The 25,282-nt window shown below is 74.2% G+C and carries 18 protein-coding genes and 1 pseudogene; 12 read left to right on the top strand and 7 right to left on the bottom strand.

Annotation, left to right across the window (positions count from 1 at the left end):
• The first annotated feature begins 48 nt into the window (after positions 1–48).
• The gene (locus tag CP984_RS35970) at positions 49–528 is read left to right on the top strand and encodes an ArsR/SmtB family transcription factor (RefSeq protein ID WP_003982331.1); all 480 of its coding nucleotides are present in this window, start codon (positions 49–51) and stop codon (positions 526–528) included.
• Between the two features lie 174 nt (positions 529–702).
• On the opposite strand, the gene CP984_RS35975 is transcribed toward CP984_RS35970, so the two are convergent.
• Together CP984_RS35975 and CP984_RS35980 are read right to left on the bottom strand one after the other, a co-directional pair.
• On the bottom strand, positions 703–2,058 hold the full coding sequence (locus CP984_RS35975; RefSeq protein WP_003982332.1) for an NAD(P)/FAD-dependent oxidoreductase: 1,356 nt from the start codon (positions 2,056–2,058) through the stop codon (positions 703–705).
• 138 nt (positions 2,059–2,196) lie between these two features.
• Positions 2,197–2,745, bottom strand: a complete 549-nt coding sequence (locus CP984_RS35980; protein ID WP_003982333.1) for a GNAT family N-acetyltransferase — start codon at positions 2,743–2,745, stop codon at positions 2,197–2,199.
• Positions 2,746–2,864: 119 nt separating this feature from the next.
• On the opposite strand from CP984_RS35980, the gene CP984_RS35985 reads away from it, so the two are divergent.
• Positions 2,865–4,151 (top strand): SLC13 family permease, encoded by a 1,287-nt coding sequence (locus CP984_RS35985; RefSeq protein ID WP_003982334.1) that lies wholly within the window; start codon positions 2,865–2,867, stop codon positions 4,149–4,151.
• On the opposite strand, the gene CP984_RS35990 is transcribed toward CP984_RS35985, so the two are convergent.
• Positions 4,148–5,854: a sensor histidine kinase gene (locus CP984_RS35990; protein ID WP_003982335.1), complete on the bottom strand. Its 1,707-nt coding sequence runs from the start codon at positions 5,852–5,854 to the stop codon at positions 4,148–4,150. The two genes, CP984_RS35985 and CP984_RS35990, sit on opposite strands and share 4 nt — an antisense overlap.
• A 686-nt stretch (positions 5,855–6,540) precedes the next feature.
• On the opposite strand from CP984_RS35990, the gene CP984_RS35995 reads away from it, so the two are divergent.
• On the top strand, positions 6,541–7,032 hold the full coding sequence (locus CP984_RS35995; RefSeq protein ID WP_003982336.1) for an STAS domain-containing protein: 492 nt from the start codon (positions 6,541–6,543) through the stop codon (positions 7,030–7,032).
• Positions 7,033–7,089: 57 nt separating this feature from the next.
• On the opposite strand, the gene CP984_RS36000 is transcribed toward CP984_RS35995, so the two are convergent.
• A complete protein-coding gene (locus tag CP984_RS36000) occupies positions 7,090–7,587 on the bottom strand; it encodes a glutathione peroxidase (protein WP_003982337.1) in 498 nt (165 codons plus the stop codon).
• An 816-nt stretch (positions 7,588–8,403) separates the two neighbouring features.
• Here CP984_RS36000 and CP984_RS36005 point away from each other — a divergent pair.
• The 8 genes and pseudogenes from CP984_RS36005 to CP984_RS36040 all read left to right on the top strand — a co-directional run bounded on the left by CP984_RS36005 (position 8,404) and on the right by CP984_RS36040 (position 21,195).
• Entirely contained in the window at positions 8,404–10,608 is a 2,205-nt protein-coding gene (locus tag CP984_RS36005) for an ArnT family glycosyltransferase (RefSeq protein ID WP_003982339.1), read from the top strand.
• A gap of 127 nt (positions 10,609–10,735) precedes the next feature.
• The gene (locus CP984_RS36010; protein ID WP_003982340.1) at positions 10,736–12,013 is read left to right on the top strand and encodes a M20 family metallopeptidase; all 1,278 of its coding nucleotides are present in this window, start codon (positions 10,736–10,738) and stop codon (positions 12,011–12,013) included.
• A gap of 165 nt (positions 12,014–12,178) precedes the next feature.
• Positions 12,179–13,015, top strand: a complete 837-nt coding sequence (locus tag CP984_RS36015; protein WP_003982341.1) for an SDR family NAD(P)-dependent oxidoreductase — start codon at positions 12,179–12,181, stop codon at positions 13,013–13,015.
• Positions 13,016–13,053: 38 nt separating this feature from the next.
• Positions 13,054–15,423, top strand: coding sequence for a penicillin acylase family protein (locus CP984_RS36020; RefSeq protein WP_003982342.1), 2,370 nt, complete (start codon positions 13,054–13,056; stop codon positions 15,421–15,423).
• A gap of 150 nt (positions 15,424–15,573) precedes the next feature.
• Positions 15,574–16,593: pseudogene (locus CP984_RS36025) on the top strand (RNA polymerase sigma factor); the annotation flags it as partial.
• A gap of 202 nt (positions 16,594–16,795) precedes the next feature.
• Positions 16,796–17,494 (top strand): hypothetical protein, encoded by a 699-nt coding sequence (locus CP984_RS36030; protein WP_003982344.1) that lies wholly within the window; start codon positions 16,796–16,798, stop codon positions 17,492–17,494.
• Between the two features lie 58 nt (positions 17,495–17,552).
• Positions 17,553–18,317 (top strand): hypothetical protein, encoded by a 765-nt coding sequence (locus tag CP984_RS36035; protein ID WP_129820908.1) that lies wholly within the window; start codon positions 17,553–17,555, stop codon positions 18,315–18,317.
• A 7-nt stretch (positions 18,318–18,324) separates the two neighbouring features.
• Positions 18,325–21,195 carry a CHAT domain-containing protein gene (locus tag CP984_RS36040; protein WP_003982346.1) on the top strand — a complete coding sequence of 957 codons (2,871 nt, stop codon included), beginning with the start codon at positions 18,325–18,327 and terminating at the stop codon, positions 21,193–21,195.
• Positions 21,196–21,209: 14 nt separating this feature from the next.
• On the opposite strand, the gene CP984_RS36045 is transcribed toward CP984_RS36040, so the two are convergent.
• Genes CP984_RS36045 through CP984_RS36055 form a run of 3 tightly spaced genes read right to left on the bottom strand, consistent with a single transcriptional unit; the run spans position 21,210 to position 22,546 of the window.
• Complete coding sequence (locus CP984_RS36045; RefSeq protein WP_003982347.1) at positions 21,210–21,413, bottom strand: hypothetical protein; 204 nt, start codon at positions 21,411–21,413, stop codon at positions 21,210–21,212.
• Positions 21,414–21,464: 51 nt separating this feature from the next.
• Positions 21,465–22,112, bottom strand: coding sequence for a DUF6338 family protein (locus CP984_RS36050; protein ID WP_003982348.1), 648 nt, complete (start codon positions 22,110–22,112; stop codon positions 21,465–21,467).
• Positions 22,112–22,546, bottom strand: a complete 435-nt coding sequence (locus CP984_RS36055) for a hypothetical protein (RefSeq protein ID WP_003982349.1) — start codon at positions 22,544–22,546, stop codon at positions 22,112–22,114. Before CP984_RS36055 ends, CP984_RS36050 begins: the two co-directional genes overlap by 1 nt.
• 724 nt (positions 22,547–23,270) lie before the next feature.
• Between CP984_RS36055 and CP984_RS36060 the strand changes: the two genes are divergently transcribed.
• Complete coding sequence (locus CP984_RS36060) at positions 23,271–24,233, top strand: hypothetical protein (RefSeq protein ID WP_003982351.1); 963 nt, start codon at positions 23,271–23,273, stop codon at positions 24,231–24,233.
• The last annotated feature ends 1,049 nt before the right edge of the window (positions 24,234–25,282 follow it).

A 25,282-nucleotide genomic window follows, 5' to 3' on the forward strand; every position in this document is an offset into this window, starting at 1 on the left:
GAACACATGAAGATGTCTTCAAGTGTTGCCGAAGATACGATGAGGCGTATGGGACACGGAGTCGACGGCAGGACCACACCGGCAGCGCATCTGGACGCGGACGCCGCCGCGACCATCGCCGCCACCCTTCAGGCGCTGGCCACCCCGTCGCGGCTGATGATCCTCACCCGGCTGCGGCAGGGGCCCTGCCCGGTGGGCGAGCTGGCCGACGCGGTCGGCATGGAGCAGTCGGCGGTCTCCCACCAGCTGCGGCTGCTGCGGGCGCTGGGCCTGGTCACCGGCTCCCGCCGGGGCCGCCGGATCGTCTACAGCCTCTACGACACCCACGTCGCCCAGCTCCTCGACGAGGCCATCTACCACATCGAGCACCTGCGGCTCGGCGCCCGCGACCTGCCCGAAGCGGCGGAGACGGACGGGGAGGAAGAGGCGGGGGAGAGGGAAGAGGCCGCCGGGGCGGCAAGGGGCGGTGCGGCGGGCGCGGCCGCCCGGACCCGCGCCGGAGCCGAGGTGAAGCCCCTCAGCCGCTGACCCGTACGGAGCCGTTCAGCCGCTGCCTGCGCGGACCGGCTCGGCAACTGCCCGCACGGACCGGCTCACGGACCGGCTCGTCCGCTGCCCCGCACGAAACCCTGCCCGGCGTACGCGCCCACGCCTCCGCCCCGCGTACGCACCCCGCCCCGCGCCCCGCATACGCGCCCGCGCTCACCCCGTCCCGTGCGCCGCCAGCCGCTCCCGTACGTCCTCCTGCGACAGATACACATCGGTCCGCTCGAAGTCCCGCAGCGTCGCGGGCTTCTCCGCCTGGAAGCCGGTCCGTACGAAGTCGTCCCCGGCGGTGGCGTTGATCAGCCAGTTCGCGACGGTACGGAACCTGGCGACGCCGGTGCGCAGCGCCAGCAGGTGGTAGCCGCGCGCCGCCACCTGGGCGGGCAGCCCGGTCAGCTCGTACCCCATCGGCTTGGACACCGCGTCGATGCCGCCGAGGTCTACGACCAGGCCGAGGTCCTTGTGCCGGTACGGCGTGCGCGGCGCCCCGCGCAGCCCGGCGATGATGTTGCGCGCCGCGTGCTTGCCCTGCCGCGAGGCGTGCTGCGCGGTGGGCGGGCAGACCGCGCCCCCGCCCTTCTCCAGGTCCGGTACGGCCGCCGCGTCACCGCAGGCCAGCACGTCCGGCATGCCCGGTACGGTCAGGTCCGCGTCCACGACGAGCCGGCCCCGTACGGTCTCCGCGCCGAGCGTGCCGATGAGCGGGGACGCCGCCACGCCCGCGGTCCAGATCAGCGTCCGGCACGGCAGTACCCGCCCGTCCGTGAACTCCACGGTGTCCTCGGTGACCTCGGCGACCGACACGCCGAGCGACACCTCCGTGCCGCGCCGCCGCATCAGCTCCAGCGCCTTCTGCCCGAGCCGTTCGCCCAGCTCGGGCATCAGCTTCGGCGCGATGTCGATGAGGTGCCACTTGATCTGGGTCGGGTCCAGGCGCGGATAGCGCTTCGCGGCGGCGCTGGTCAGCCGCTGGAGGTAGGCGACCGTCTCGGTGCCCGCGTACCCGCCGCCCACGACGACGAACTGGAGCCGCGCCGCCCGCTCCTCCGGGTCCGTCGAGGCCGCGGCGATGTCGAGCTGGGCGATGACGTGGTCGCGGATGTACGCGGCCTCGGCCAGCGTCTTCATGCCGCGCGCGTGGTCCGTCAGCCCGGGGATGTCGAAGGTGCGGGTGATGCTGCCCGGCGTCAGCACCAGACGGTCGTAGCGGACGTCCGTGGTCTCGCCGGTGATCAGCCGTACGACGCAGACCTTCGCCGCGGTGTCGATGCCGATCACCCCGCCGGGCACCAGGCGCGTCCGGCGCAGGATCCGCCGCAGGGAGGGGGCGATCGACTGCGGGGTGACCACGCCGGCGGCGACATGCGGCAGCAGCGGCAGGTACAGCTCGTAGTTGTTGGGCGTGACGAGCACGATCTCGGCCGTCTCCGCGGACAGGCTGTGCTCCAGGCCCCGCGCGCACTCCACTCCGGCGAAGCCGCCGCCCACGATCAGGACTCTGGGTCGTTCCATGACGCGTCCTCGCCTCTGTCGGCAGCTGTGTCGGCTCCCGGCCACGCTCACACGCGGCGGCGGGGCCCGCCACCGCGCCCGCCGGGTGCTTCCTGCGACCGGGTGAGAAACCGGGGTGCCGGAGGGTGCTCCACCGGGTCAGCGATGGTCCCGGTGCGTGGGCCGTGGACGACCGGTGCGGGCGAAGTGCGGCAGGGAGATGCCGCCGCGGTGCGGGCCCGCGCCGGTGCCCGGCCGTACGAACAGGGTGACGGTGACGCCCTCGGTGAAGCCGTGGCGGCGCATCAGCGCGGCCGACGCGGTGTTGTTCACCTCGACGTCGGTGACCACCGACGAGGCACCCGCCGCGGTCAGCGCGGCGCAGCAGTCCTCGACCAGCCGGCCGGCCACGCCGCGACCCTGGAAGTCCGGGTCCACCGCGATCCACTCCAGATACCCCCAGTCCTCGCGCTGCTCGAAGGTCATCGAGCCGAGGACGAACCCGGCGAGCCGCTCACCGGCCAGGGCGACCCGGCAGGCGGGCACGGACGCGTCGAGGTGGGTGGCGATGGCGGTCAGCGACCAGCCGGTGTACGGCATGGCGTCGGTGTCGTAGACGCGGGAACCCAGCTCCAGCACGGCCGGAAGGTGTTCGGGCAGCAGCGGGCGCAGAGTGATCTCGGGGCCGTGCGGAGGCGGGGTGGTCATGGCCGGGGCTCCTTCCGGAGGGGGCGCGGGGCGGGTTCCGAGGCGCGCCTCACTGTGTTACGAATCCACCCTAAGTGGGGCGATATCGGGTCGCGGACCGGCCCCTGTAGTTTGCGGGGGTGAGCACCACCGTCGCCGAGATCCTGTCCCTCCTGCTGCTGGTCTGCGTCCTGGTCTTCGCCGTACGGAGGCCGGGCGGCGCCCCCGAGGCCGTCGTGGCCGTACCGGCTGCGGGCCTGCTCGTGGTGGCCGGTGCCGTGTCGCCGTCCGCCGCCTGGCAGCAGGTGCACACGCTGCTGCCGGTCGTCGGCTTCCTGGCCGCCGTACTGGTGCTGGCGCATCTGTGCGCGCGCGAAGGGCTCTTCGAGGCGGCCGGGGCGGCCCTGGCGCGGCGCTGCGCGGGGCGCCCGCGGCTGCTGCTGGCCGGTGTCTTCGTGCTCGCCGCCGCGGTCACCGCGGTGCTCAGCCTGGACGCGACGGTGGTGCTGCTCACGCCGGTGATCGTGGCCACCGCCGCGCACGCCCGCGCCCGCGCCCGGCCCCACCTGTACGCCTGCGCCCATCTGGCGAACTCCGCCTCGCTGCTGCTGCCCGTCTCCAACCTCACCAACCTGCTGGCGCTCGGCGCCGCCGGACTGTCCTTCACGCGCTTCGCCGCCCTGATGGCGCTGCCGTGGGTGGTGGCGGTGGTCTTCGAGTACGTGGTGTTCCGGCGGTTCTTCGGGGCGGAGCTGCGGGAGGACGCCGGGGACGGAGCGCCGCGGACGGGTACGGCCGGCGACGGGGACACCCCGGACCCTCCGCCGCTGCCCGTCTTCGCGCTCGTGGTCCTCTCGCTCACGCTCGCCGGATTCGTGGTCACCTCGTTCGCCGGGCTGAACCCGGCCTGGGCGGCGCTGGCCGGCGTACTGGTCCTCGGGATACGCGCGCTCGCGCGCCGGGAGACCACCGTGACCGGCGTCGTGGGCGCGGCCAAACCGTTCTTCTGCCTCTTCGTGCTGGCCCTGGGCATCGTGGTGCAGGCGGTCGTGGACAACGGCCTGGGCGACGCCGTCGACCGGCTGCTGCCCGCGGGCTCCTCGCTGCCCGCGCTCCTCGGTGTGGCCGCGTTCGCCGCGCTGCTCGCCAACGTCATCAACAACCTGCCCGCGGTACTGGCCCTGCTGCCGGTCGCGGCGCACGGCGGCGCCGGCCCCGTGCTCGCGGTGCTGATCGGCGTGAACCTCGGCCCGAACCTGACATACGTCGGCTCGCTGGCCACGCTCCTGTGGCGGCGCACCCTCCAGGACCGCGGCAACGCCCCGGACGTGGGCACCTTCACCCGGCTCGGCCTGCTGACCGTACCGGCGGGGCTGGTCCTGTCGACGCTGGCGCTGTGGGGGGCTTTGCAGGTCATCGGCGCCTAGGACCCGGTACGGCCGCCGCCCTGCAGCGGTCCCTCCCAGTCCACCGCCTCGACACCGTCCTCCGCCACGGTCAGCCGTACCCCCGCCCGCCCGTCACCCAGGACGGCCGTCGCGTCGACCACCACGTCGATACGGTGCGGTGCCGACGTCCTGCTCCGCTCGCCCGCGTCCGTGAGCGCCGTCCGCAACTCCTCGATCAGCGCGTCGCCGCTCGCCTTGCCGACCCGCGCGTCCACCGGGCCCACGAACCGGACCGACGGCCGGACGCCCAGGCGAGGGGCCGCGGCACCGGTTTCCTGGAGGATGCGGGTGCGCAGCCCCGCCGGTGTGCCGGCGGGGCCCTGCTGGAGAGCGATGATCGCGGTGCGTATCTCCTGGATCGTCGCGTCCAGTTCGTCCACGGCCTGGCCCAGGCCCTCCCGCACCTCCGGCACCACCGTCCTGCGCTGGGTGCCCTCCAGGAGCATCCCGGTCGCGAACAGGCGCTGTATGACGAGGTCGTGCAGGTCGCGGGCGATGCGGTCGCGGTCCTCGTAGACGGCCAGCCGTTCGCGGTCGCGCTGCGCGCCCGCCAGGACGAGCGCGAGCGCGGCCTGCCCGGCGAACTGCGCCGCCAGGGTCCGTTCGGACGAGGTGAAGCGCCGCTCGCCGGGGGCCCGGCACAGCGCGAGCGCGCCCAGCACCTTCCCCCAGCCTCCGGCCGGGTGGGCCCCCGTCTCGCTGCGCAGCGGCAGCAGCATGGCCGGGCCGTAGTGGCGGGCGAGCGGGGAGACCGAACGCGGGTCGGCGGCGAAGTCGTCCGCGTGGACGGCCAGTCCGGCGCGCAGCTGGTGGACGACCGGGCTCTCCGGCGGGATCACGCCCCGGTACGCCTCGTCGCGGGCCGGGTCCGGCAGGAGCGTGGCGAGCGCCGCGACCTCCATACCCCCCTCCGAGTGCGGCAGCAGCACCGCCCCCGTCACCGCCTCGGCCAGCTCCCGGCCCCGCTCGGCGACGACCGCGAGCGCGTCCTCGGGTGCCGTACGGGGCGTGGGTCCGGCCAGTAGCGCGGTCGTGACGGAGGCGGCGCCGTCGATCCAGCGGCGGCGCTGCCGGGCCGCCGCGTACAACCGGGCGTTGCTCATGGCGATGCCCGCCTCGGTGGCCAGCACCCGCACCAGGTGCAGGTCCTCGGCGTCGAACTCCGCGCCGTCCCGCTTGTCCGCGAGGTAGAGGGTCCCGAACCGCTCGCCGTGTGCCCTGATGGGCACGCCGAGGAAGGAACGTATCGGCGGATGGCCGGGCGGCAGCGCCCCGCAGGCGCGCGGGTCCCGGGTGACATCGGCGATGCGGACCGCGTCGGTGCCGTGCAGCAGCGCGCCGATGATCCGGCTGCGCTCCGGAAGGCGGCCGATCCGGCGCTCGTCCTCGGGGGAGACGCCGTGCGCGATCAGGTCGCACAGCGCGACGCCGTCCTCGTCGAGCAGGCCGACGGCGGCGTACCGGGCGGAGGTCAGGGCCGCGGCGGTGTCCGCGACGCGGCGCATCGCGCCCGTCAGGTCGAGGTCGGCACCGACCGTGACCATGGCTTCGAGGAGTTGCGGGAGCCGGGGGAGGAGGCTGTCGGGAAGGTCGCGCAGGCGCTGCGCGGTCCCCTCGGCGGGGTCCGGGGAGCCGGAGGCATCGGGCGTGGCGGGGCCATGGCAGTGCGGATGGTGCGGCATCGGTCCGGCTCTCGCCCTGTCTCTCGCGTCTCTGCTCCGCCCGGCACCGCGCGCCATTCCCGGGCCGTGTGCGGCGGGCGCCGTACGGGACGGGGAACGGACTGGTGCCCGCAACGCGCCCCTGATGGCTGATTGACGGAATTGAGTCTAGTTCGTCCAAATGGAGGAACAAGCGACCGATTGTCCGGGCTGGACACGCAGACGCTATCCAAGGGGAGCGTAGGAAAAAGATAAACGCTGGCCGGAAACTACTCGGTCTTTCGACCGAGGCGCAGGGCCTGGCGGGGGCCGGGAACGCCTCGTTCCGGCCCACCTGCCGCCGGGCCCGCCGCTGTCCCGCCCGGTGACCGCTGCACCGGTCCCATGCCGAGCGCCGTGACCGCCGTCACATGCGCGCGCTTCGGGGTTGACACGTCCACCATCCGCCCCCATGACGTGAGTTTGAGACAACTTCTTTACGTATGTGCCGTCCGGACTGATGCCGGTGCCAGCGGGTAAGCCGTAGACACGTAAGGGCACAGCCGACGACCCGGACCCCGCCGGAGGCTGGCACCGCGCGGGATGCCGAACGCCGACGGTGGTCGTCGCCGCCCGGGCCGCACCGGGCGAGTCCCCCAACTTCCGTACGTCTCCACCGCCAGCGTGCGACGGCAGCACGCGCCCGGGCACGAAGGTGGGGACAGGCAATGGTGGACCAGGGATGGAGCTTCACGAGCCGGGAGCGCGTGGTGGGCGCGACCACGGTGGTGGAACTGGGTGGGGAAGTGGACATTCTCGCGGCGACCGCGTTGGGCCTGCGGCTCGACGAGATCACCGGCACCCGCCACCCCGATCTCGTGCTCGACGTGCGGGATGTGACGTTCATCGACTGCTGCGGCGTCTCGATGCTGTGCCGCACCCGGCGGCGTACGGAGGCCAAGGCGGGCCGGCTGCGCCTGGCCGGAGTCGCCGAGAGCCCGAGCGTGCTGCGGCTGCTGCGGCTGACGGGCCTGCTGTCGGCCTTCGACCTCTGTTTCGACGCGGGCTCCGACCCGGGCTCCGACCCGGTGTTCGGCCTCGCCGGTGAGACCGGCGCCGGCCCCCGGACGGACGACGCCTGCCCCTGCACCCGCCCGCACACCGAGGGCCCGGGGCGCCCGGCCACTCCGGACGCCCCCACGGACAGCGCCGTCGCCTGACGTCACGTCAGGCGGTGCCGGGCCCTGAGTGTTCCCGGCCCGGCACCGCCGCCCCGGTCACGCCTCCCGGCTCGGCAGCACCGCCTCGATCGCCTCCGTCAGCTCCGCCGCCTCCGGCTCGGTCCGGGGCCGGAACCGCCCCGCCACCGTGCCGTCGGCGCCGATGAGGAACTTCTCGAAGTTCCACTGCACGTCACCGGCCTCACCCGCACTGTCGGCGGTGCGGGTGAGCTCCGCGTACAGGGGGTGCCGGTCCGGGCCGTTGACGTCCGTCTTCTCGAACAGCGGGAAGCTGACCCCGTACGTGGTCGAGCAGAACGTGCTGATCTCCTCGGCGCTGCCCGGCTCCTGGCCCGCGAACTGGTTGCTGGGGAATCCCAGGACGCTGAAGCCGCGGTCGGCGTAGCGCTGTTGGAGCCGCTCCAGGCCCGAATACTGCGGTGTCAGGCCGCACTTGGACGCCACGTTGACCACCAGGAGGGCCTTGCCCCGGTGGTCGGCCAGTGAGGTGGGCTCGCCGTTCAGGGTGCGCAGGGGGATGTCGTACAGGCTCACGTTCGGGCTCCTCGTTACGGGACCGCGGGTGCGGACGTGCGGACGGACTTCACCGGGACAACATCATCAGCGCGCGGGTTCTTCCCGGTCATCCGCACTCGCCGGTCCGAGGTGCCGGCGCGCCGGTCCACTTCACCGGACCGTCGATCCACCCCGCCGATCCACCCTCCGGGACCTGTCCAACTGGTTATTCCGGCACGCGGGGAATATCTCCGCTGTGTAATTCCTGTGCGCGCGCTATTCTCCTGCTGTGAGGGGCCGGTATCGGCCATGCTTTGTACCGCCTTTCGCCGGTGGGGCCGGGGTGCGGTCGGCGGACAACGGCAGGTGACGGGCGGGCGTGGGGGAACCGGCCGTACTGGCCGGAAGGTGGCGCGCGAACGAAGGGGCAGGTGGCGGGCGGTGACCCGGAGCGGCGGGGCTTCGGAGGAAGCGTTCCTGCGCAGGGAGAATTCCTGGTCGGGCCGTCTGCCGGATTCCTCCCCGCGGGATTGACCGGAAAAGCCCTGGACGAAGCAGGATTCGCGATTCCGCTTCCTGACTTCATGTTTCTCTCATCTTCGCGTGACACGGTGGGACCGCGTGCTCGCGACGGCATCGGAACCATGTACGTACGCACCTTTTCCCGGCGGGAAGTCCCGCTGTTCCCTCGCCGTCGCCGCCGGTGAAGCGCCGATCCCCCGAATACCGGCTCCGGCGTGGCCGCCGACCCCGAGGGTGCCGTCCGCGGCGGCACCCGGCCAGGTCGCGCCCGCGCCGGGCACCCACCGTCGCCCTGCGGTGCCCCGACCACCCACCGTTCACGGGAGAGACCCCATGTCCGCCACCACCTTCGTGGACCGGCCCCGCGCGCTCCAACAGGCGCACGCCCGCTGGCAGTTCTGGCACACACCCGCGGGGCGGCCGCGCTGGGACCGGCCCGCGCTCCTGGGCATCGCCGCCCTCGCGGCCCTGCTGTACGCCTGGAACATCACCGGCAGCGACTACGCCGGCTACTACGCCGCCGCCGTCCGCAGCATGTCGGAGAGCTGGAAGGCGTTCCTGTTCACGTCCTTCGACCCCGGTTCCACGGTCACCCTGGACAAGGTCGGCGGATTCCTGTGGCCGCAGGCGCTGTCCGCGCGGATCTTCGGCTACAGCAACTGGGCGCTCACGCTCCCGCAGTGCATCGAGGGCGTCGTCTCCGTCCTGGTCATCCACCGCACCGTACGGCGCTGGCGCGGCCCGGCGGCCGGGCTGCTCGCGGCCGGTGTCCTGACGCTCACCCCGGTGGCGGCCTCGATGTTCGGGCACGCGCTGCTGGAGGCGCCGCTGACCATGTGCCTGGTGCTGGCGGCGGACCAGTGCGCGCGGGCGATGCTCAGCGGCCGGCTGCGGCCGTTGCTGCTGGCGGCGGTCTGGGTGGGGCTGGCCTTCCAGGCGGCGATGATGCAGGCGTGGATCATCGTGCCGGCCCTGGCCGTCGCGTACTTCGCGGTCTCCCCGGCGACGCTGCGCAAACGGCTGGGCCACCTGCTGACCGCGGGCGCCGTGCTGTGCGCCGTCTCGCTCTCCTGGGTGCTGCTGATGACCGTCGTACCGCAGAACTCACGGCCGTACGTGGACGGCTCACGGAACAACAGCGCCCTGTCGATGGTGTTCGGCTACAACGGCTTCGACCGGCTCGGCGGGGGCTGGAGCATGGACGCCGCCAACAGCGTGCAGGCGGGCGCGGTCAAGGGGCAGGGCGCGGCGGCGCGGGGCGGGGGAGCCGCGGCCGGTGCCCAGGCCGGTGCCCAGGGCGGCGCCTCGCCGTCCGGTCAGTCGCCGACCGGCGGCGACGGATCGCAGCTGGCGGTGGGCGCCCCCATCAGCGGCTGGCTCAAGCTCTTCCGCGCGCCGCTCGCGCAGCAGATCGGCTGGCTCTTCCCGCTCGCGCTGTGCGCACTCGTCCTGGGCTTCGCCACCCGCCGCAAACAGCCCCGTACGGACCCGGTGCGCGGCGGCTATCTCCTGTGGGGCGGCTGGCTGCTGACGGCGGCCACGGTCATGAGCGCCATCAACGTCCCGCACGCCACGTACATGTCCGCCCTGGCGCCCGGCCTCGCCGCGCTGTCCGCCGCCGGGGTCGTCACGCTGTGGCGCGCCTACCGGAAGGGCACGGTGAGCGGGGCCGGAGGGCTCCGGACATGGGCGCTGCCCGTGACCGTGGCCGTACAGGCAGCCTGGGCGGTCCACCTCGTCTCCGACCAGGCCGACTGGGTGCCGTGGCTGATCCCCCTGATCGTCGTTGCGGCGCTCGCCGCGCTCGGCCTGCTGGCGTACGTCGCCGTCCGCTCCCGCCGCGAGGACGGACCGAGCTCCGATGACGCCCCGTCAGCTGCCAAGCGGCGCCTCCGCCTTCGCCGTACCGGAACCGCCGGACTGATCGCGGGCTGCCTCACGATGGCGGCCGCCCCCGCCACCTGGTCGCTGTCCGTACTGGACCCCCGGTACACCGGCTCGGCCCACTCGGCCTCCGCGGGCCCGCAGGACGTGACCATCGGCACCCCCGCGCACCTGACGGACGCCCAGCGCAAAATCCTCGACTACGTGGAGCGGCGCAAGGGCACCGCCGAGTACACCTTCTCCGCCGCGCTGCTCTCCGCCGAGCCGTACATCCGCCTCGGCGGCGCCGCCGTCCTGCCGCTCGGCGGATTCGCGGCCGGGACCGAACCGGTCACCCTGGAGGAGTACCAGCGGCTGGTCGCGTCCGGGAAGCTGCGCTTCGCGCTCGTCGGCAACCGCAGCTCCGCGGGCACCTCGGAGACGGCGCGCATCAGCCGGTGGGTGCGGTCGGCGTGCGAGAAGGTCGATCCGGCGGCGTACGGCGGGCGGACGGGGGCCGGTGCGGGGCAGGCGAACGGGTCCGGAGTACAGGCCGGGACCGGGCAGCCGCAGGCCGGGGCGGGACAGCCGCACACCGGGACCCGGCAGCCGCAGGCCGGAGGCGGCGCGGGCCAGAGTCTCTACCGCTGCGCTCCCGAGGACGTGCGGGACTGACCGGTATTCGCCCCGCTTGCCCCGCCGTGCCCCTCTTGACCCGTGTGCGAGCCTGCCCGCACAGTACGGAAGACCGTCCGGCCGGACCGATCCCGCGGTCTCGGACGCGAGGACGTGGGAGGGTGCCGTGCACAGCAGCCCGAGCATCGTGCCGTCGGACCCGGGCGCCGGGGCCGCCCGGACCGACGGCGTACCGGACGTGGACGAACCGGCCGCGGTCGCCTTCGCGCAGGACCTGGTCCGGCTGCGGACGGTCAACGCCACCGGCGCCACCGCCGTCGAACAGCCCGCCGCCGACCTCGTCTCCCGGCTCTTCACCGCGTTCGGCTGGCCGCACGAGGTGACCGAGGTGGCGCCCGGCCGCCCCAACGTCGTCGCGGTCGTCGAGGGCGGCGGCGGGCCGGGCCCCACCCTGATGTTCGAGGGGCACACGGACGTGGTCACCGAGGGCGACCCGGCGGCCTGGTCCGTCGACCCGTACGGCGGGCAGATCCACGACGGCAGGCTGTGGGGCCGGGGCGCCGCCGACATGAAATCCGGCGTGGCGGCCATGATCTACGCGGTACGGGCGCTCCAGCAGGCCGGTCCCTTCCCCGGCCGGATCGTCGTCGGCGTGCTGTGCGACGAGGAGGGCCTGATGCTCGGCGCCAAGGCGTTCGCCGCCTCCCCGACGGCCGCCGGGGTGGACGGCGTCATCGTCTGCGAGCCGGAGGGCTACGAAGTGTGCACCTCGGCCCGCGGCGGCATCCGCCTCCGGTTCGCGCTGCACGGGGTGATGGCGCACGGTGCGATGCCCCAGGAGGGCCGCAACCCGCTCGTCGCCGGCGCGCGCGTCGTCGCCGCGCTCGCCGGGGCCGAGGAATGGGCCGTACGCCGGTACGGCACCCATCCGCACGCCGGGACGGTGACCGTCACCCCGACGGTGCTGCACGGCGGCGACCCTGACCAGCTCAACGTCATCCCCGCCCACGCGGTGGTCGGCGTCGACGTGCGGACGGTCCCCGGCACCGACCACGCCGAGCTGATCGGACACCTGCGGCAGGCGGCCGAGGACGCCGCGGCGGGCGTGGGCGTCACCGTCGGGCTGACCGTCGTGGACGACCGGCCCGCCATCGAGACCGACGCCGGCCACCCGGTCGTCACGGCGCTGGTGGCCGGTCACCGCCTGGTCCACGGCAGCGCCCCGCCCTTCGGCGCGGTCCCCGGCACGACCGACGGGACGATACTGACCCGCGACGCGGGCCTGGCGACCGTCGTCTACGGGCCGGGCGGCAAATGGATCGCCCACCAGAAGGACGAGTACGTTGAGGTGCGCGAGATCGGCGAGTACGCCCGGGTGTACGCCGCGGCGGCCCGGCACTTCCTCGCCGGGAGCGGCACCCGCCCCGAAGGCGCCGCCGCATGACCCTTCCGCCTTCACGCGCGGTCCGCACGCCGCGTTCCGGGCGCCGGGCGCGCCCGGCGTCGGCGGTGTGGTGATCGATGAGATCCCGGGCTGCCGCGGTGACGTGGCGCGGGAAGCGGACTGCGGGACACGAGAAGCCGGACACATCGGGCGAAGGAGCAGGCGATGGAGCACGCGTCGGAGCATGCAGTCGGCCGGGCGGTGGAGTACGCGAAGCTGTTTCGCCTGGATGGGCGGCGTGTCGCGGTGGTGGGTGGCGCTGGGGGGATCGGCCGGGAGGTGGTGTGTGCTCTGGCTGCGCATGGTGCCGAGGTGATCGTGGCCGATCTGGATGCGGCGGGTGCCGCGGCTGCCGCTGAGGCCGCTGCCGCCGAGCCGTCCGCCCCCGGCAGCCGCACGGGCACCGCGACCGCCTGCCCCCTCGACGTGCTGGACGAGGACGCGGTACGGGCCGCGGCGGACCGGTGGGGAGCGCTGGACGGGCTGGTCGTCACCGCCGGTGTCAATGTGCGCAAGCGGATCACTGATTACACCGCCGCGGAGTTCGACCGGGTCCTGGCCCTCAACCTCCGGGCCGCCTTCACGCTCGTACGGGCCGTCGCCCCGGCCATGGCCGAGCGCGGCCGGGGCAGCGTGGTCGGCCTCGCCTCCATGCGCGCCTTCCAGGTCGAGCCGGGACAGAGCGCGTACGCCGCCTCGAAGGCCGGGCTGGTGCAGTTCCTGCGGACGGCCGCGGCGGAGTGGGGGCCGCGCGGCGTCCGGTTCAACGCGATCGCGCCCGGCGTGGTCCGCACCCCGCTCACCGACCAGATCGCCGCCGATCCGCAGTGGTACGACGCGTATGCCCAGGCGTCCGCGCTGCGCCGCTGGGCCCGCGCCGACGAGATCGCGGGCGCCGCGGTCTACCTCGTATCCGACGCGTCGACCTTCGTCACCGGGAGCGTGCTGACGGTCGACGGCGGCTGGACGGCGGTGGACGGCCGGTTCGAGCCGACGCTCTGAGGACGGCCGGACCGGCGCACGCGATCCCCTGGAGACACATGCCGCCGCACAGCGACAACGGCACCACCCCCGACCACACCACCTACGACGTTCCCGGCCTGGCCGCCCCCGTCGAGATCCGCGTCGACCGCTGGGGCGTACCGCACCTGTACGCCGCCTCCCAGGACGACCTGTTCCTCGCCCAGGGCTTCAACGCCGCCCGGGACCGCCTCTTCCAGATCGACCTGTGGCGGCGCCGAGGCCTCGGCCTGCTCTCCGAGGTGTTCGGCGAGAGCTGCCTCGAACACGACCGGGCGGCCCGGCTCTTCCTGTACCGCGGTGACATGGCCGCCGAATGGGCCGCCTACGGGCCGCGTACGGAGCGCATCACCAGCGCCTTCGTGCGCGGCGTCAACGCCTACGTAGCGCTCTGCCGCGCCGACCCGGCCCATCTGCCGCCCGAGTTCGCGCTGCTCGGCCACCGGCCCGCCTATTGGGAGCCCGCCGACGTGGCCCGCATCCGCAGCCACGGCCTCTACTACAACCTGGAGCAGGAGGTCGCCCGCGCGCTGACGCTGCGCGACCACGGCCCCGCGGTCGAGGACCTGCGCCGGGCACGGGAACCCGCGCACACCCTGCGCGTGCCGGACGGCCTGGACCTGTCCGTCATCCCCGACGACGTGCTGCGGGTCTACCGGCTGGCCACCAACCCGCCGTGGGAGGACGGCGGCCCGCGCCAGGGCCCGGACGGCAGCAACAACTGGGTGATCGCCCCGTCCCGTACCGCCACCGGCCGGCCCCTGCTGGCCAACGATCCGCACCGCGCCGTCACCCTGCCCGCGCTGCGCTACCTCGCCCACCTGTCGGCCCCCGGCATCGACGCCATCGGCGCGGGGGAGCCCGCACTGCCCGGCATCTCCATCGGCCACAACGGCCGGATCGCCTTCGGGCTGACCATCTTCCCCATCGACCAGGAGGACCTGTACGTCTACCGCACCAACCCGGACGCGCCCCGCGAGTACCGCTACGACGGCCGCTGGGAGCCCATGACCCGGGTCACCGAGACGGTGCCCGTGCGCGACGGGCGGCCGGTCACCGTCGAGCTGTGGTTCACCCGGCACGGGCCGGTGATCCACGAGGACCCGGAGCGCGGCACGGCGTTCGCCGTACGGGCCGCCTGGCTCGGCCCGGGCATGGCCCCGTACCTGGGCAGTACGGAGTACATGACGGCGGAAGGACCCGACGCCTTCGTGGCCGCGCTGCGCCGCTGGGGCGCGCCCGGCGAGAACCAGGTCTACGCCGCCCCCGACGGGACCATCGGCTGGCAGCCCGCCGGCCGCGTCCCCGCCCGGCCGAACTGGGACGGCACCCTGCCCGTGCCCGGCGACGGCCGTTACGAGTGGGCCGGATTCCATCCCGTGGGCACGCTGCCGTCCGTACGCGACCCCGGCCGGGGCTGGTTCGCCACGGCCAACGAGATGAACCTCCCGCCCGGCTATCCGAACGCCCGCCGGACGATCACGTACGACTGGTACGCGCCCATCCGCCACGACCGCGTCGCCGCGGAACTGGACGCCCGCACCGGCTGGACCGTCGCGGACTGCGTCCGCCTCCAGACCGACTGCACCAGCCTGTCCGCCCGCCGCATCCTGCCGCTGCTGACCGGCCTGACCAGCGACGACCCGGACGTGAACTGGGCGCTGAACCGGCTGCGCGCCTGGGACGCGCGGCTGGCGCCCGACTCCGTACCCGCCGCGCTTTTCGAGGTCTGGTACCGGCGGCACCTGCGCCCGGCCGTACTGGAACGGGCGCTGGCCCGCCTGCTGCCCCCGGACCGGCGCGCCGCGGCCCTGGCACGCGTCCTGCCCGCCGCCGAAGCCGCCACCACCGACCCGCGGATCGATCTCGGCCTGCTGCTCACGCCCGGCGACCGGCTCGGCCCCGACCCGGACCGCGCCCTGCGTACGGCCGTCCTCACCACTCTCCCCGGCGCGCTCGCCGAACTCGGGCGGCTGCTGGGACCGGACCGCGCCCGCTGGACCTGGGGAGCGCTGCACCAGGCGGAACCGCGGCATCCGCTCGCCGGTTGGCTGGGGGAGCGGGCCCCGGACTGGACCCGGGCCGGGCCCGTGCCGCGCGGCGGCAGCGGCGACACGGTCAACGCGACCTCGTACGGTACGGACTTCCGGCAGGCGGGCGGGGCGACCTTCCGGCTGGTGATCGACGTCGGCGACTGGGACGCCTCGGTGGCCATGAACGCGCCCGGCCAGTCCGGCGTGCCGGACAGCCCGCACTACCGCGACCTGTTCGCCGACTGGGCCGCGGACCGCGCCTTTCCGCTGCTGTACGGCCGCACGGCGGTCGCCCGGCACACCACCCGCGTGATCACCCTGCGGCCCGCCGGGGGACCGCCGCCCGGAAAACCGTGATTCAGATCACGGGAATTATCGTGTAACAAACCACGGGTAAGTGCGCGATGAATAAAGAGGTGCCCGCCGCGCACCTTGCCTATGTGTATCGAGAGGTTCCTCGTGTCACTCACCTCGGCCATCACGCGACCGCAGGAAATAACCGGATCCCCGGCCCCGGAAGACGTACCCGCCGACGGTACGGCGATCGAGGCGGCCGGCGGATTCACCCTGTCCCACGGTGACGAGGGGGACGCGCCGGCGCAGCAGGTCGCCGGCGCCGGGGCCTCCGCCGACCCGGTCAAGGACTACCTCAAGCTGATCGGCAAGGTCCCGCTGCTCAACGCCGAGCAGGAGGTGGAGCTGGCCAAGCGCGTCGAGGCCGGCCTGTTCGCCCAGGAGAAGCTGGACACCGGTGAGCCCACCGGCCGGCTCCGGCGCGAGCTGGAGATCCTGGTCGCGGACGGCGCCCGCGCCAAGGAGCACCTCGTCGAGGCCAACCTGCGGCTCGTCGTCTCGCTCGCCAAGCGCTACACGGGACGCGGCATGCTCTTCCTGGACCTCATCCAGGAGGGCAATCTCGGGCTCATCCGCGCCGTCGAGAAGTTCGACTACGTGAAGGGCTTCAAATTCTCCACGTACGCCACCTGGTGGATTCGCCAGGCCATCACCCGCGCGATGGCCGACCAGGCCCGTACGATCCGCATTCCGGTCCACATGGTGGAGATCATCAACAAGGTGGCCCGGATTCAGCGCCAGATGCTCCAGGACACCGGCCGCGAACCCACCCCGGAAGAACTGGCCAAGGAACTCGACATGACCCCGGAAAAGGTCATGGAGGTCCAGAAATACGGCCGTGAGCCGATATCCCTGCACACCCCGCTGGGTGACGAGGGCGACAGCGAGTTCGGCGACCTCATCGAGGACACAGAAGCGGTCGTGCCCGCCGAGGCCGTCGGCTTCTCGTTCCTCCAGCAGCAGCTGCGCGCCATCCTGGACACCCTGGCCGACCGCGAGGCGGGCGTCGTCTCCATGCGCTACGGCCTCAAGGACGGCCAGCCCAAGACGCTCGACGAGATCGGCAAGGTCTACGGCGTCACCCGGGAGCGCATCCGCCAGATCGAGAACAAGACGATGTCGAAACTGCGGCATCCGTCGCGGTCGCAGTTGCTGCGGGATTACTTGGACTAGACGAGGGCTCTCCCGGCCCGGCGACGGGGGCGTGCGCCCCCGGAGCACCGGCGCGCGGGCGGGCGGCCGAGGTTGCCGTTCCGGCCTTCCCGCGTCCCGCGGTCCCTAGACTCGATGCGTACGCCCGGCCCGTCAGCGCTGACGGGCGTCCACCCGGCCGGGTGCCCGGCGGGCGGGAGGGCGGGAATCGGGGGAGGCGGCCATGCCCGGAGTCGAGCGGTTCGTCCAGTCCGCGTTGCGGTTCTGGGAGCAGGGGCGGCGTTACGAGGACGAGGGCCGGCCGCTCCTGGCCGCCCGGAGCTACACACGCGGCCTGGGCGGCTTCCTGTCGTACGTGAAACTGTCCCGGGCCGGCCAACTGGCGCCCGCCTACTACGCGTTCGGGGCGCTCGGCCGGGAGACGGCCCGGCTGTGCGCCCCACGGAACCGGCACAGCGCCCTGCAGAACGCCCGCATGGCCCTGGCCGCCTCCCACTACGCCGACCCGACGTGCGGGCAGGTCGCCTCGGTCGAGCGGGAGGTGCACGACGGCCGTGACCGGACGCTGTACGCGCTGACCCTGGGCCACCATGACCAGGTGCTCACCGCCGAGATGCGCATCGCCGGTGCCGCGGACGCGCGTGATCTGCTGGCCTCCCTGCTCGGCGACGAGGCCGCCACCCGCCCCAGCGCCATGGGCGTCTGGCCGATCGGCAGCGGTGACGGGACGGGCCGGGGCCGCTTCGGCTACTGGCAGGACAAGAAGCGCTACATGCAGGCCGTGCTGCCCAGCTGCGCCGGCCTGGGGGAATTCCGCGAACGCCGTTGCCTGCGGGAGGAGGCCGACGCCTACTTCGCGGAGCTGCGCCGGGTCGCCCCGCACTACGATCCGGGGCCGCGTCCCGAACGGGGCATCGGCTGACAGGGGGCCGGGTGCGCGAGCGAAGCGCGGGACCGGGCCGGCGGAAGCGGAGGCCGGAGTGAGCAAACACCATATGCGCGGCCCCTTGCAGACGGCGCTCGCCACCTGGCAGCAGGCGCGGACCACGGCGAGCAGCGGCGCGCCGCCCCGGCGCACCGGCGTCGCCTACCACCGGGCCGTCAACCACCTGCAGATGTACGCCTGCATGCTCCGGGCCGGCCCCCGGCCCCGCGAGGAGGTACGGGACGAGCTGAGCGCCACCTGCCACGCCCTGTCCGTCCTGTGCCGCGAGTCGGTGCCGAAGGTCGCCGCCTCGGGCGCCGCCCACTACGTGGCGGTGCACGCCCGGACCGCCCTGGCCGCCGCCCACCTGGCCGACCCCGTGCGGGGCGATCCCGGCCGGGTCGGCGCTGCGCTGGACGGCCCGGCGCTGGAGCGGTTCGACCCCGACGGCGCCGGGGACGTGCTGCCCGCCGAACGGATCGCGGGCGCGGCCGATGTCCGCCTGATGCTCGCCTCGGTGATCGCCGAGCGGCCACCCGCCCGCGGCGCCACCGGCACACCGTGGCGCATCACCGAGGACGCGGACGGCGGTTTCCGGGCCGCGTACCGGGACCGGCGGCGCTTCCGCCGCGCCGTGCTGCCCGGCTGCGCGGGCCTGGACCCGCAGGCCGAGGCGCTGCGCCTGGGCGGGGATGCGGTGCGCCTGCACGCCGCCCTGGCGGCAGGGCTGCCCGGACACCGTACGGAACTCGCCCGCGCCCAGCGGCAGTTGGCGGACCTCGCCCGGCTGCTCGGGGTGGCCGCGCCGTCGGTGGGGTGAGGCGGCGGTGTCCCAGTGGGCACAGGCCCTCGGCGCCCTGGGCGCGCTGCTCATGGGGGTGTTCGGCGGCGCCAACTGGCGCTTCCCCTTCCTGGAGCGTTACCGCATCCTCGGGCTCGGCTGCGGCTTGCTGACCTGGGTGGCCGCCGAGTTCGGCGTGCCGGAGGGCGACCGGCCGCCCTGGTATGAGCCGCTGGGGGCCGGGGCGATGCTCCTGGCCGGTGCGGCGGGCCTGTACCGGGGCCACCAGTGGAGCCGCCGCGGCCGTGAGTGCGGTGACGACGGCCCGCAGCACGCCGCCGAAGGCGCCGCGAACCTGCGCCTGTACTTCAAGCGGGACAGCACCGCCACCCTGGACGCCGCCGTCGACGCCTTTCGCCTGGCCGTCCGCGACACCGCGGGCAGCGGGCCCCACCTGCGCCACCATGCCGACCTGGTGAAGGCACTGCGTATCCGCTACGAACGTCTCCGCAACCGCGCCGACCTCGACGACGCCGTCCGGGTGGGCGGTGGCGCGCGCTCACTGCGTGGCCCGAAGGCGCACCGCGCGCTGCTGCTGACCGAGCTCGGCACGGCACTGCGTCTACGCCACGAGCACACCGGCGCCTCCACAGACCTCGTACAGGCCCGTGCCTGCGGAAGGTACGCGCTGGCCCTCCTCCACGACCGGCACCTGTACTTTCCGCTGTGCAGCTCCCGCCTCAGCGCGGTCCTGCTCAGCTCGTACGAACACAGCGGCGACCCGCGCGACCTCGACGCCGCCCTGACCCGGACGCGGCGCGGCATCGGCTCGGCGGCCGAGCGCGGCTACACCCGTACGGCCGACGAGATCCGCCTCTGCTACCTGCTCACCGTGCGCGGCCGCACCGCCGGAAACCCGCACGACCTCGCCGAGGCCGTGGCCCAGGGGCGCCGCACCCTGGAGCATCTGGCCCCGGCCGACCCCCTGTACCCCTCGTGCCTCCACCACCTGTCCGTAGCGCTCCGGGCCGCCCACGATCTGCCCACGGCCGGTACGGACGAGCCCCGCGCCCGGCCGGAAGCCGCGCACCGCACGTACCGCATCAGGAGGGTTGACCCGCCCTTGGAGGAGGCGGAGACCTTCGCACGGCAGGCCCTGCTGCGGGTCGCCGACGACGTGCCCGAGGGCGCCCGCTACCACCTCAACCACGCCCTCGTCCTCCACGGGTTGCACCGCGCCGAGCCCTCCGCCGACCGGCTGGAGCGGGCGCTGCGGGCCGCGCGTGCGGCGGCCCGGCACCCCACGGCCGAGGTGCCGACGCGGGTACGGGCCGGGCTCGTGCTCAGCGACATCGCCGCCGGGCAGGGGCTGCACGCCGAAGCGGTCGAGGCGTTCGAGGACGTGATCGGGCTGCTGCCGCGCCTGGCCTCGCACGAGCTGGAACGCGCCGACCAGGAACAGCAGATCGTGCGGTGGCCGGGCATCGCACGGGCGGCCGCCACCAGCGCCCTGGAGGCGGGCGAGCCCGCCCGCGCCGCCGTTCTGCTCGAACACGGCCGCGGCGTGCTCCTCGCCAGGACTCTCGCGCAGCGCACCGACCTCGGCGCGCTGCGCGCCGTGCACCCCCGGCTCGCCGACGAACTGGAGGACGTACGCAGGCAGCTCACGGCACCGCCCCCGGCCCCGGGCACCGGCAGCGGCCACCCCACGAGCCACACTCTGGAAAGCCCCGCCCGCGCCCCTGAACTGCTCCGGCAGGCCCGCCGCGAACAGGAGGAGCGCTGGGAGCAGCTGCTGCAACGCATCCACGAGCAGCCCGGTTTCGAGGACTTCGCGCGCCCGCCCACCGCCGCCCGGCTGCGCGCCCAGAGCACGCGGGGCCCGCTGATCTACCTCAACGTCACCGACCGGCGCTCCGACGCCATCGCCGTCACCCCCGACGGCATCCGCTCGGTGCCCCTCCACACCACCCCCGAGGAGGTCGAGGAACAGACCCGGGTGCTGCACGGCTGCTTCGCCCCCGGGGTCGTCGCCGATGTCGGGGCGCAGGGCCCGGCCTACCGCGTACTGGGCTGGATGTGGGACACGCTGGTCGCCCCCGCACTCGACGCGGCCCTGCCGCGGCAGGCGGCGGAGGGGCCGCTCCCGCAGGTGTGGTGGGTACCGACCGGGCCACTGGCCGCGCTGCCGCTGCACGCCGCCGGACACCACCGCGAGGGCGGCCCCGCCCTGGTCGACCGGGCCATCTCGTCGTACACACCCACCGCACACGCCCTGATGGCCGCCCGTGCCCGCCCCGGCCCCCGGACCGACCAGGACAGCCGGCTGGTGGTCGCCGTACCCGCACCGCCGGGCGCGCGCCCCCTGTCCAGCGCCGCGCGCGAGGCGGAGTTCGTCCGCGGTCGCGCGCCCGGTGCCACCACCTTGCTGGCGGATACGGCGGCGGTCCGGGAACGCGTGCTGGAAGAACTGCCGCGGCACGCCTGGGCGCATTTCGCCTGCCACGCCGTCCCCGACCCGAAGGCGCCCTCACGCAGCCGGCTGCTGCTGCACGACCACGCCGGTACGCCGCTGACCGTGGCCGACGTCTCCGCCCTCGACCTGCGCGGCTCCCGGCTGGCGTACCTGTCGGCCTGCGACACCGCGGTGGCCGGGCCCCGCTACCGGGACGAGGCGATCCACCTGGCCTCCGCCTTCCAGCTCGCCGGATTCCCACACGTGATCTCCACACTGTGGCAACTGCCCGACCGCGCGGCGTACGTACTCGCCCAGGAGATGTACCAGGCCCTCGAAGAGCACCTGGCGGCGGGCGAGGGCGTGGCCGCCGCCGTCCATGCGGTCACCCGCCGGGCCCGCCGCGAGATGTTCCCGCGCCTGCCCGGAGTGTGGGCGGCCCTGGTGCACGTCGGCCCCTGACGGCCTGCCCCGCGTCACTCCTCGTCCGGCGTCTCCTGGGCTTCCGCCGATACGGGCAGCGGCTCGCGCGCGGGACGGGGCGAGGCGCTCGCGGGGTCGGCGGGTGCGACGCAGGGCTCCGCCACCCCGTCGTCCGGCGTGTGCCCGCGCCCCTGTGAGGCGCCCTCCTGCTGCAACTCCCGCTCCCACGGGGTCAGTTCCCTGTCGTCGGGGTCCATCGGCGTTCCTTCCGGTCCGGGACTCGTGGCGCTCGTCATGGTGCGGTTCCCTCACCCCTGTGGCTCCTGCCGGGGCGGCAGCAGGATCTCCAGTACGTCGGTGTCCTCGGCCCGTACGAACAGGCCGCCGCTGTCCTCGACCCGGCGGTGGAAGCTGCCGTCCGGGCGCATCAGCCAGGCCGACTCCAGATACAGCTCCGGCGGGTGCGGATAGGAGGTGGCGTACGAGCGGGTGCCGTACCAGCCGCCGATCCACACCCCGTCGCGCAGCCGGAGCCGGACGAAGCAGGAGCCGCGCTGCCGGAACATCTGGTCCCACGCCGTGGGTGTGCCCCGATAGCGCACGGTACTCAACCGCCGCCGCTGCCAGTACGTCACGGCCGCGGCGGCCGCCGCCGGAATCAGCACGAACAGCGCCAGCCCCGCCAGCCCGGCGGTCCTGGGCCCGGCGGCCAGGCGGGACCAGCCGTCCTGCCCGATGCCCCGCGCCAGGGCGACCAGTTGGGGGCCGAGGGCGACCAGGTACAGGGCGTCGAGTACCACGGAGGCGGCGACCGCCCGCAGGACGCGCTCGCCGAGCTTCCGCTCGCCCGGGACCGGGCCGCGCCAGTACTCGCGCAGGAACTGGTAGGTGACCCCGGGCAGCACGAAGAGCACCAGCAGCCCCACCTGGAGCACCGTCGAGGGCGCGGTGGACATCACACACCACCGGGCCCGACATCGGGGTCCCGCGCCAGGCGGGCGGTGGCGACCGCCGCGGCGGCGAGCGCTCCCAGGACCGCGAGCGCGGAGACCGTCACCCACGGCTTGCGCTCCGCCACCCACGAACCGCCCCGCTCCTGCCCGAGGTTCAGGGCCGTCAGCGCCCCGGCGGCGACGGACCAGGCGACGGACAGGACCGATCGGCGCACCGTCGTCATGTCCGCGAGCAGCACGGCCGCCGCGCCCAGCGCCGAAACCGCGCACACCATCACGGCCGGGTCCCGCCCCACGCCCAGCAGCACGCCGCCGAAGGCGACCAGGGCGGCCGTCCGCACGCCACGGCGGCGCCCCGCGAGCGTCCGGCCGCGCCGCGCCGTACCGAAGAGGGCGGCGCCCATCAGCAGATCCCCCGTCACGAGATACCCGTCCACGCTGCCCCGTCCCTTCGATGGCAAGCGGCCCCGCCGATGCTCAGGTTAGGTCAACCGGCCCTCGGCGGGCCGTTGTTCGGGCCGGTGTGCCGGTGGTGGTCCCGGCCCGGTGACCGGCCGCCGGGCCGCTGCTAGCCTCACAGCAGCGGTCCACGGGGGGCGGGGGTCCGAGATGAGGTCCGCAGCAGCGAAAGCCGGTCGTTTCACCGCGGCAGTGGCCCTGATGGTGCTCGCCGGTGTCACGGCGTGCGGGCAGCCCGGTGGTGGTACCACGGGGCCCGGTGGCGCGCCGACCGGCACGGCGTCGCCCTCCGGGTCACAAGCGGGCGGGGCTCCGGCGTCGGACGGGCCGGGCGGCGGCGATCACGGCGACGGGGGCGGGAACGGCGGTGGAGGCGGCGGCAACCCGGCCTCGTACAGCCAGGGCGGAGATCCGGTCAAGCCGGTGCCACAGCCGGCCACGGACACGGGGGACCCCGAGGCCACCGGCGTCGGGGTCACGCCCAGCCCCGGTTTCCCCACCACGGGCTCCTCGTGCCACGAGACCCCCGGTGACGAGGCCGGGTGTCCCGACACGGACAGCCCGTCACCGACGGACGACAGCTCGACCGGCCCCACGGCGGACGGGGCCGAAAGGCAGAAAGGGCAGACGGGCCGGTCCCCACAGCCGGACACCGCCCGGCCCGGCCCCACCCGGCCCGCCTCCAGCACCCCCTGACCGGCGATGGGCGCCCCGCCCGCACCGGGCGATCCGGCAGCCGTCCGCGCCCGCGCCCTGCGCCGTCGGCGGATCCGCCGCGCCGCCGCACCGCAGGACGCCGTCGGCCCGGGGCCCGGCACGCCACCCCAGCCCGACCAGCGGTTCGAGTTCGTCAACACCGTCCTTGGCGCCGGATCGCTCGTCGGCGGCCTGATGTTCTACGCGGGCGTCATGCACAGCAGCGCCTATTTCGGCTACTTCCGTATCCGCGCGTCCGTCCTCGGCTTCGGCTTCCCGCAGATGATCATCTGGAGTCTGCGGCTGGTGACCCTGCCCGTCCTCGTCTGCCTGGCCCTCCTGGCCCTGGGACCGCGCCTGCCGGACCTTCTCGTGGCGCTTCGCGTCCCCGGCCGTGTCACGCTCCGGGTACGCCGCGCCGGGCGGGCCGTCGCCCGGCAGTACGCGCTGTTCGTGGCGGCCGGCGCCGGCCTGATGCTGCTGTGGCAGCACATTCAGCCGTACGGCTGGGCAGCGCCCCTGCTCGTGGCCACCGGCCTCGTCCTGAGCCAGAGCGGCGCGGCGAACCCGGCCCGCCCCGCACGCGGGCTGTGGCGCAGGGGGCTGCCGGTCGTCGCGGCCGGGCTGTTCCTGGTGTGGGCCATTGCCCTCGTCGCGGGCCAGCTCGGCAGACAGGACGCCCGCGAGGCCGCCGCCCACCTGGTGCGCCGCCCCGCCGTCGTGGTCCTGAGCACCGAACGCCTCAGCCTCACCGGCCCCGGGCTGACGGCCGAGACGCTGCCGGGCATGCACTACCGGTACCGCTACACCGGACTGCGCCTGATCCTGGAGCGCGACCGCCGCTACTACGTCCTGCCCGTCGGCTGGCGGCCCCGTACCGACCCCACCTTCGTCATCGAGGACGACGACTCGATCCTGATCGAGATCATGCCGGGCACCCAGCCCCGGGAGGGGGACGACGGGCCGTGAGGGGGCGGCGTGCTGCCGGAAGGCCCGTTTTTTCGTTTCGCGTGCAACCATCCAGGGCCCGTGCCGGTCTGGCCTCGTATGAACGGATCGACAACGGGGACCCGGTCGCAGCGCGTGGTGGGCGCCACGGCGGCCGTGGTGCTGGTGACGCTGGCCGTGGCGGTGACGGTTGCCGGCAAGGCGCCGGTGGTCGCCGTCGATGGCGGAGCGCCCGCCACGGGCCCGGCACTGACGCTCAGCGGCATGCGGAACACGTACTACATCCCCCGGGCCGACTCACCGGTCCGGGACGACACGCCGGGGAAGTACCAGATCACCTTGAAGGCCCGGGCGCCGTACCCGGTCGTCAAGAACGTCAAGGTCCGCATCGACCTGTCCGTCCTCAAGGGCAAGGCGCGCCCCACCTGGCCGGACCAGGGCAACAAGTGCGGCATGACGGGCCAGATCATGACCTGCACGGTGGACGTCGAACAGGGTGCGATCTTCACCCCGTTCACCCTGGTGCCGCAGCCGGGGGCCGCCCCGGGGCCGGCCGGAGCCATCACCGTCACCGTGACCGGCCCCGGCATCCCCACCGTCCGGCACGCCACCCAGGTCGTCATCGGCGCCCCCGTCATCACGGCCCGTCAGGTCCCCAAGAGGACCGCCGTCCGGCCGGGTTCCGGGATGGAGCTGACACCCGCCTTCGGGAACAGGGGGGACACCGGCATCGACGGCGGGGTGACCGTGCTCGTCGAGGCTACCGAGGCGACGCTGCGGCGCGTCCACAGCAACTGCCGGTACGACAAGGCCGTGGCCCCCACCAGGGCGCAGTGCGACTTCCCCGGACCGCTTCCGCCCGGTGCGGCGTACGAGACGGACGCCCCGTTCACGGCACAGGCCGACGCGACGGCGATGCACGGCCGTGTCTCCTACACCGTGCTCCGCGCCCACGAGACGTCCGGCGAGCACCGGCTGCTGCCCGCCTCGGCCCCGCGCGGCACCGGAGCGCCGCTCGGCCTGCGCCCCGTCGACGGCGGCGGCAGCGACTTCGCCCCGTCGATGTACTC

It is taken from the genome of Streptomyces rimosus, from assembly GCF_008704655.1.
Taxonomy (GTDB): Bacteria; Actinomycetota; Actinomycetes; order Streptomycetales; family Streptomycetaceae; genus Streptomyces; species Streptomyces rimosus.

Coding starts and splice junctions, on each gene's coding strand:
- CP984_RS35970 (WP_003982331.1), top strand. CDS start 49: ATGGGACACGGAGTCGACGGCAGGACCACACCGGCAGCGCATCTGGAC.
- CP984_RS35975 (WP_003982332.1), bottom strand. CDS start 2,058: ATGGAACGACCCAGAGTCCTGATCGTGGGCGGCGGCTTCGCCGGAGTG.
- CP984_RS35980 (WP_003982333.1), bottom strand. CDS start 2,745: ATGACCACCCCGCCTCCGCACGGCCCCGAGATCACTCTGCGCCCGCTG.
- CP984_RS35990 (WP_003982335.1), bottom strand. CDS start 5,854: ATGCCGCACCATCCGCACTGCCATGGCCCCGCCACGCCCGATGCCTCC.
- CP984_RS35995 (WP_003982336.1), top strand. CDS start 6,541: ATGGTGGACCAGGGATGGAGCTTCACGAGCCGGGAGCGCGTGGTGGGC.
- CP984_RS36005 (WP_003982339.1), top strand. CDS start 8,404: ATGTCCGCCACCACCTTCGTGGACCGGCCCCGCGCGCTCCAACAGGCG.
- CP984_RS36015 (WP_003982341.1), top strand. CDS start 12,179: ATGGAGCACGCGTCGGAGCATGCAGTCGGCCGGGCGGTGGAGTACGCG.
- CP984_RS36020 (WP_003982342.1), top strand. CDS start 13,054: ATGCCGCCGCACAGCGACAACGGCACCACCCCCGACCACACCACCTAC.
- CP984_RS36030 (WP_003982344.1), top strand. CDS start 16,796: ATGCCCGGAGTCGAGCGGTTCGTCCAGTCCGCGTTGCGGTTCTGGGAG.
- CP984_RS36045 (WP_003982347.1), bottom strand. CDS start 21,413: ATGGACCCCGACGACAGGGAACTGACCCCGTGGGAGCGGGAGTTGCAG.
- CP984_RS36050 (WP_003982348.1), bottom strand. CDS start 22,112: ATGTCCACCGCGCCCTCGACGGTGCTCCAGGTGGGGCTGCTGGTGCTC.
- CP984_RS36060 (WP_003982351.1), top strand. CDS start 23,271: ATGGGCGCCCCGCCCGCACCGGGCGATCCGGCAGCCGTCCGCGCCCGC.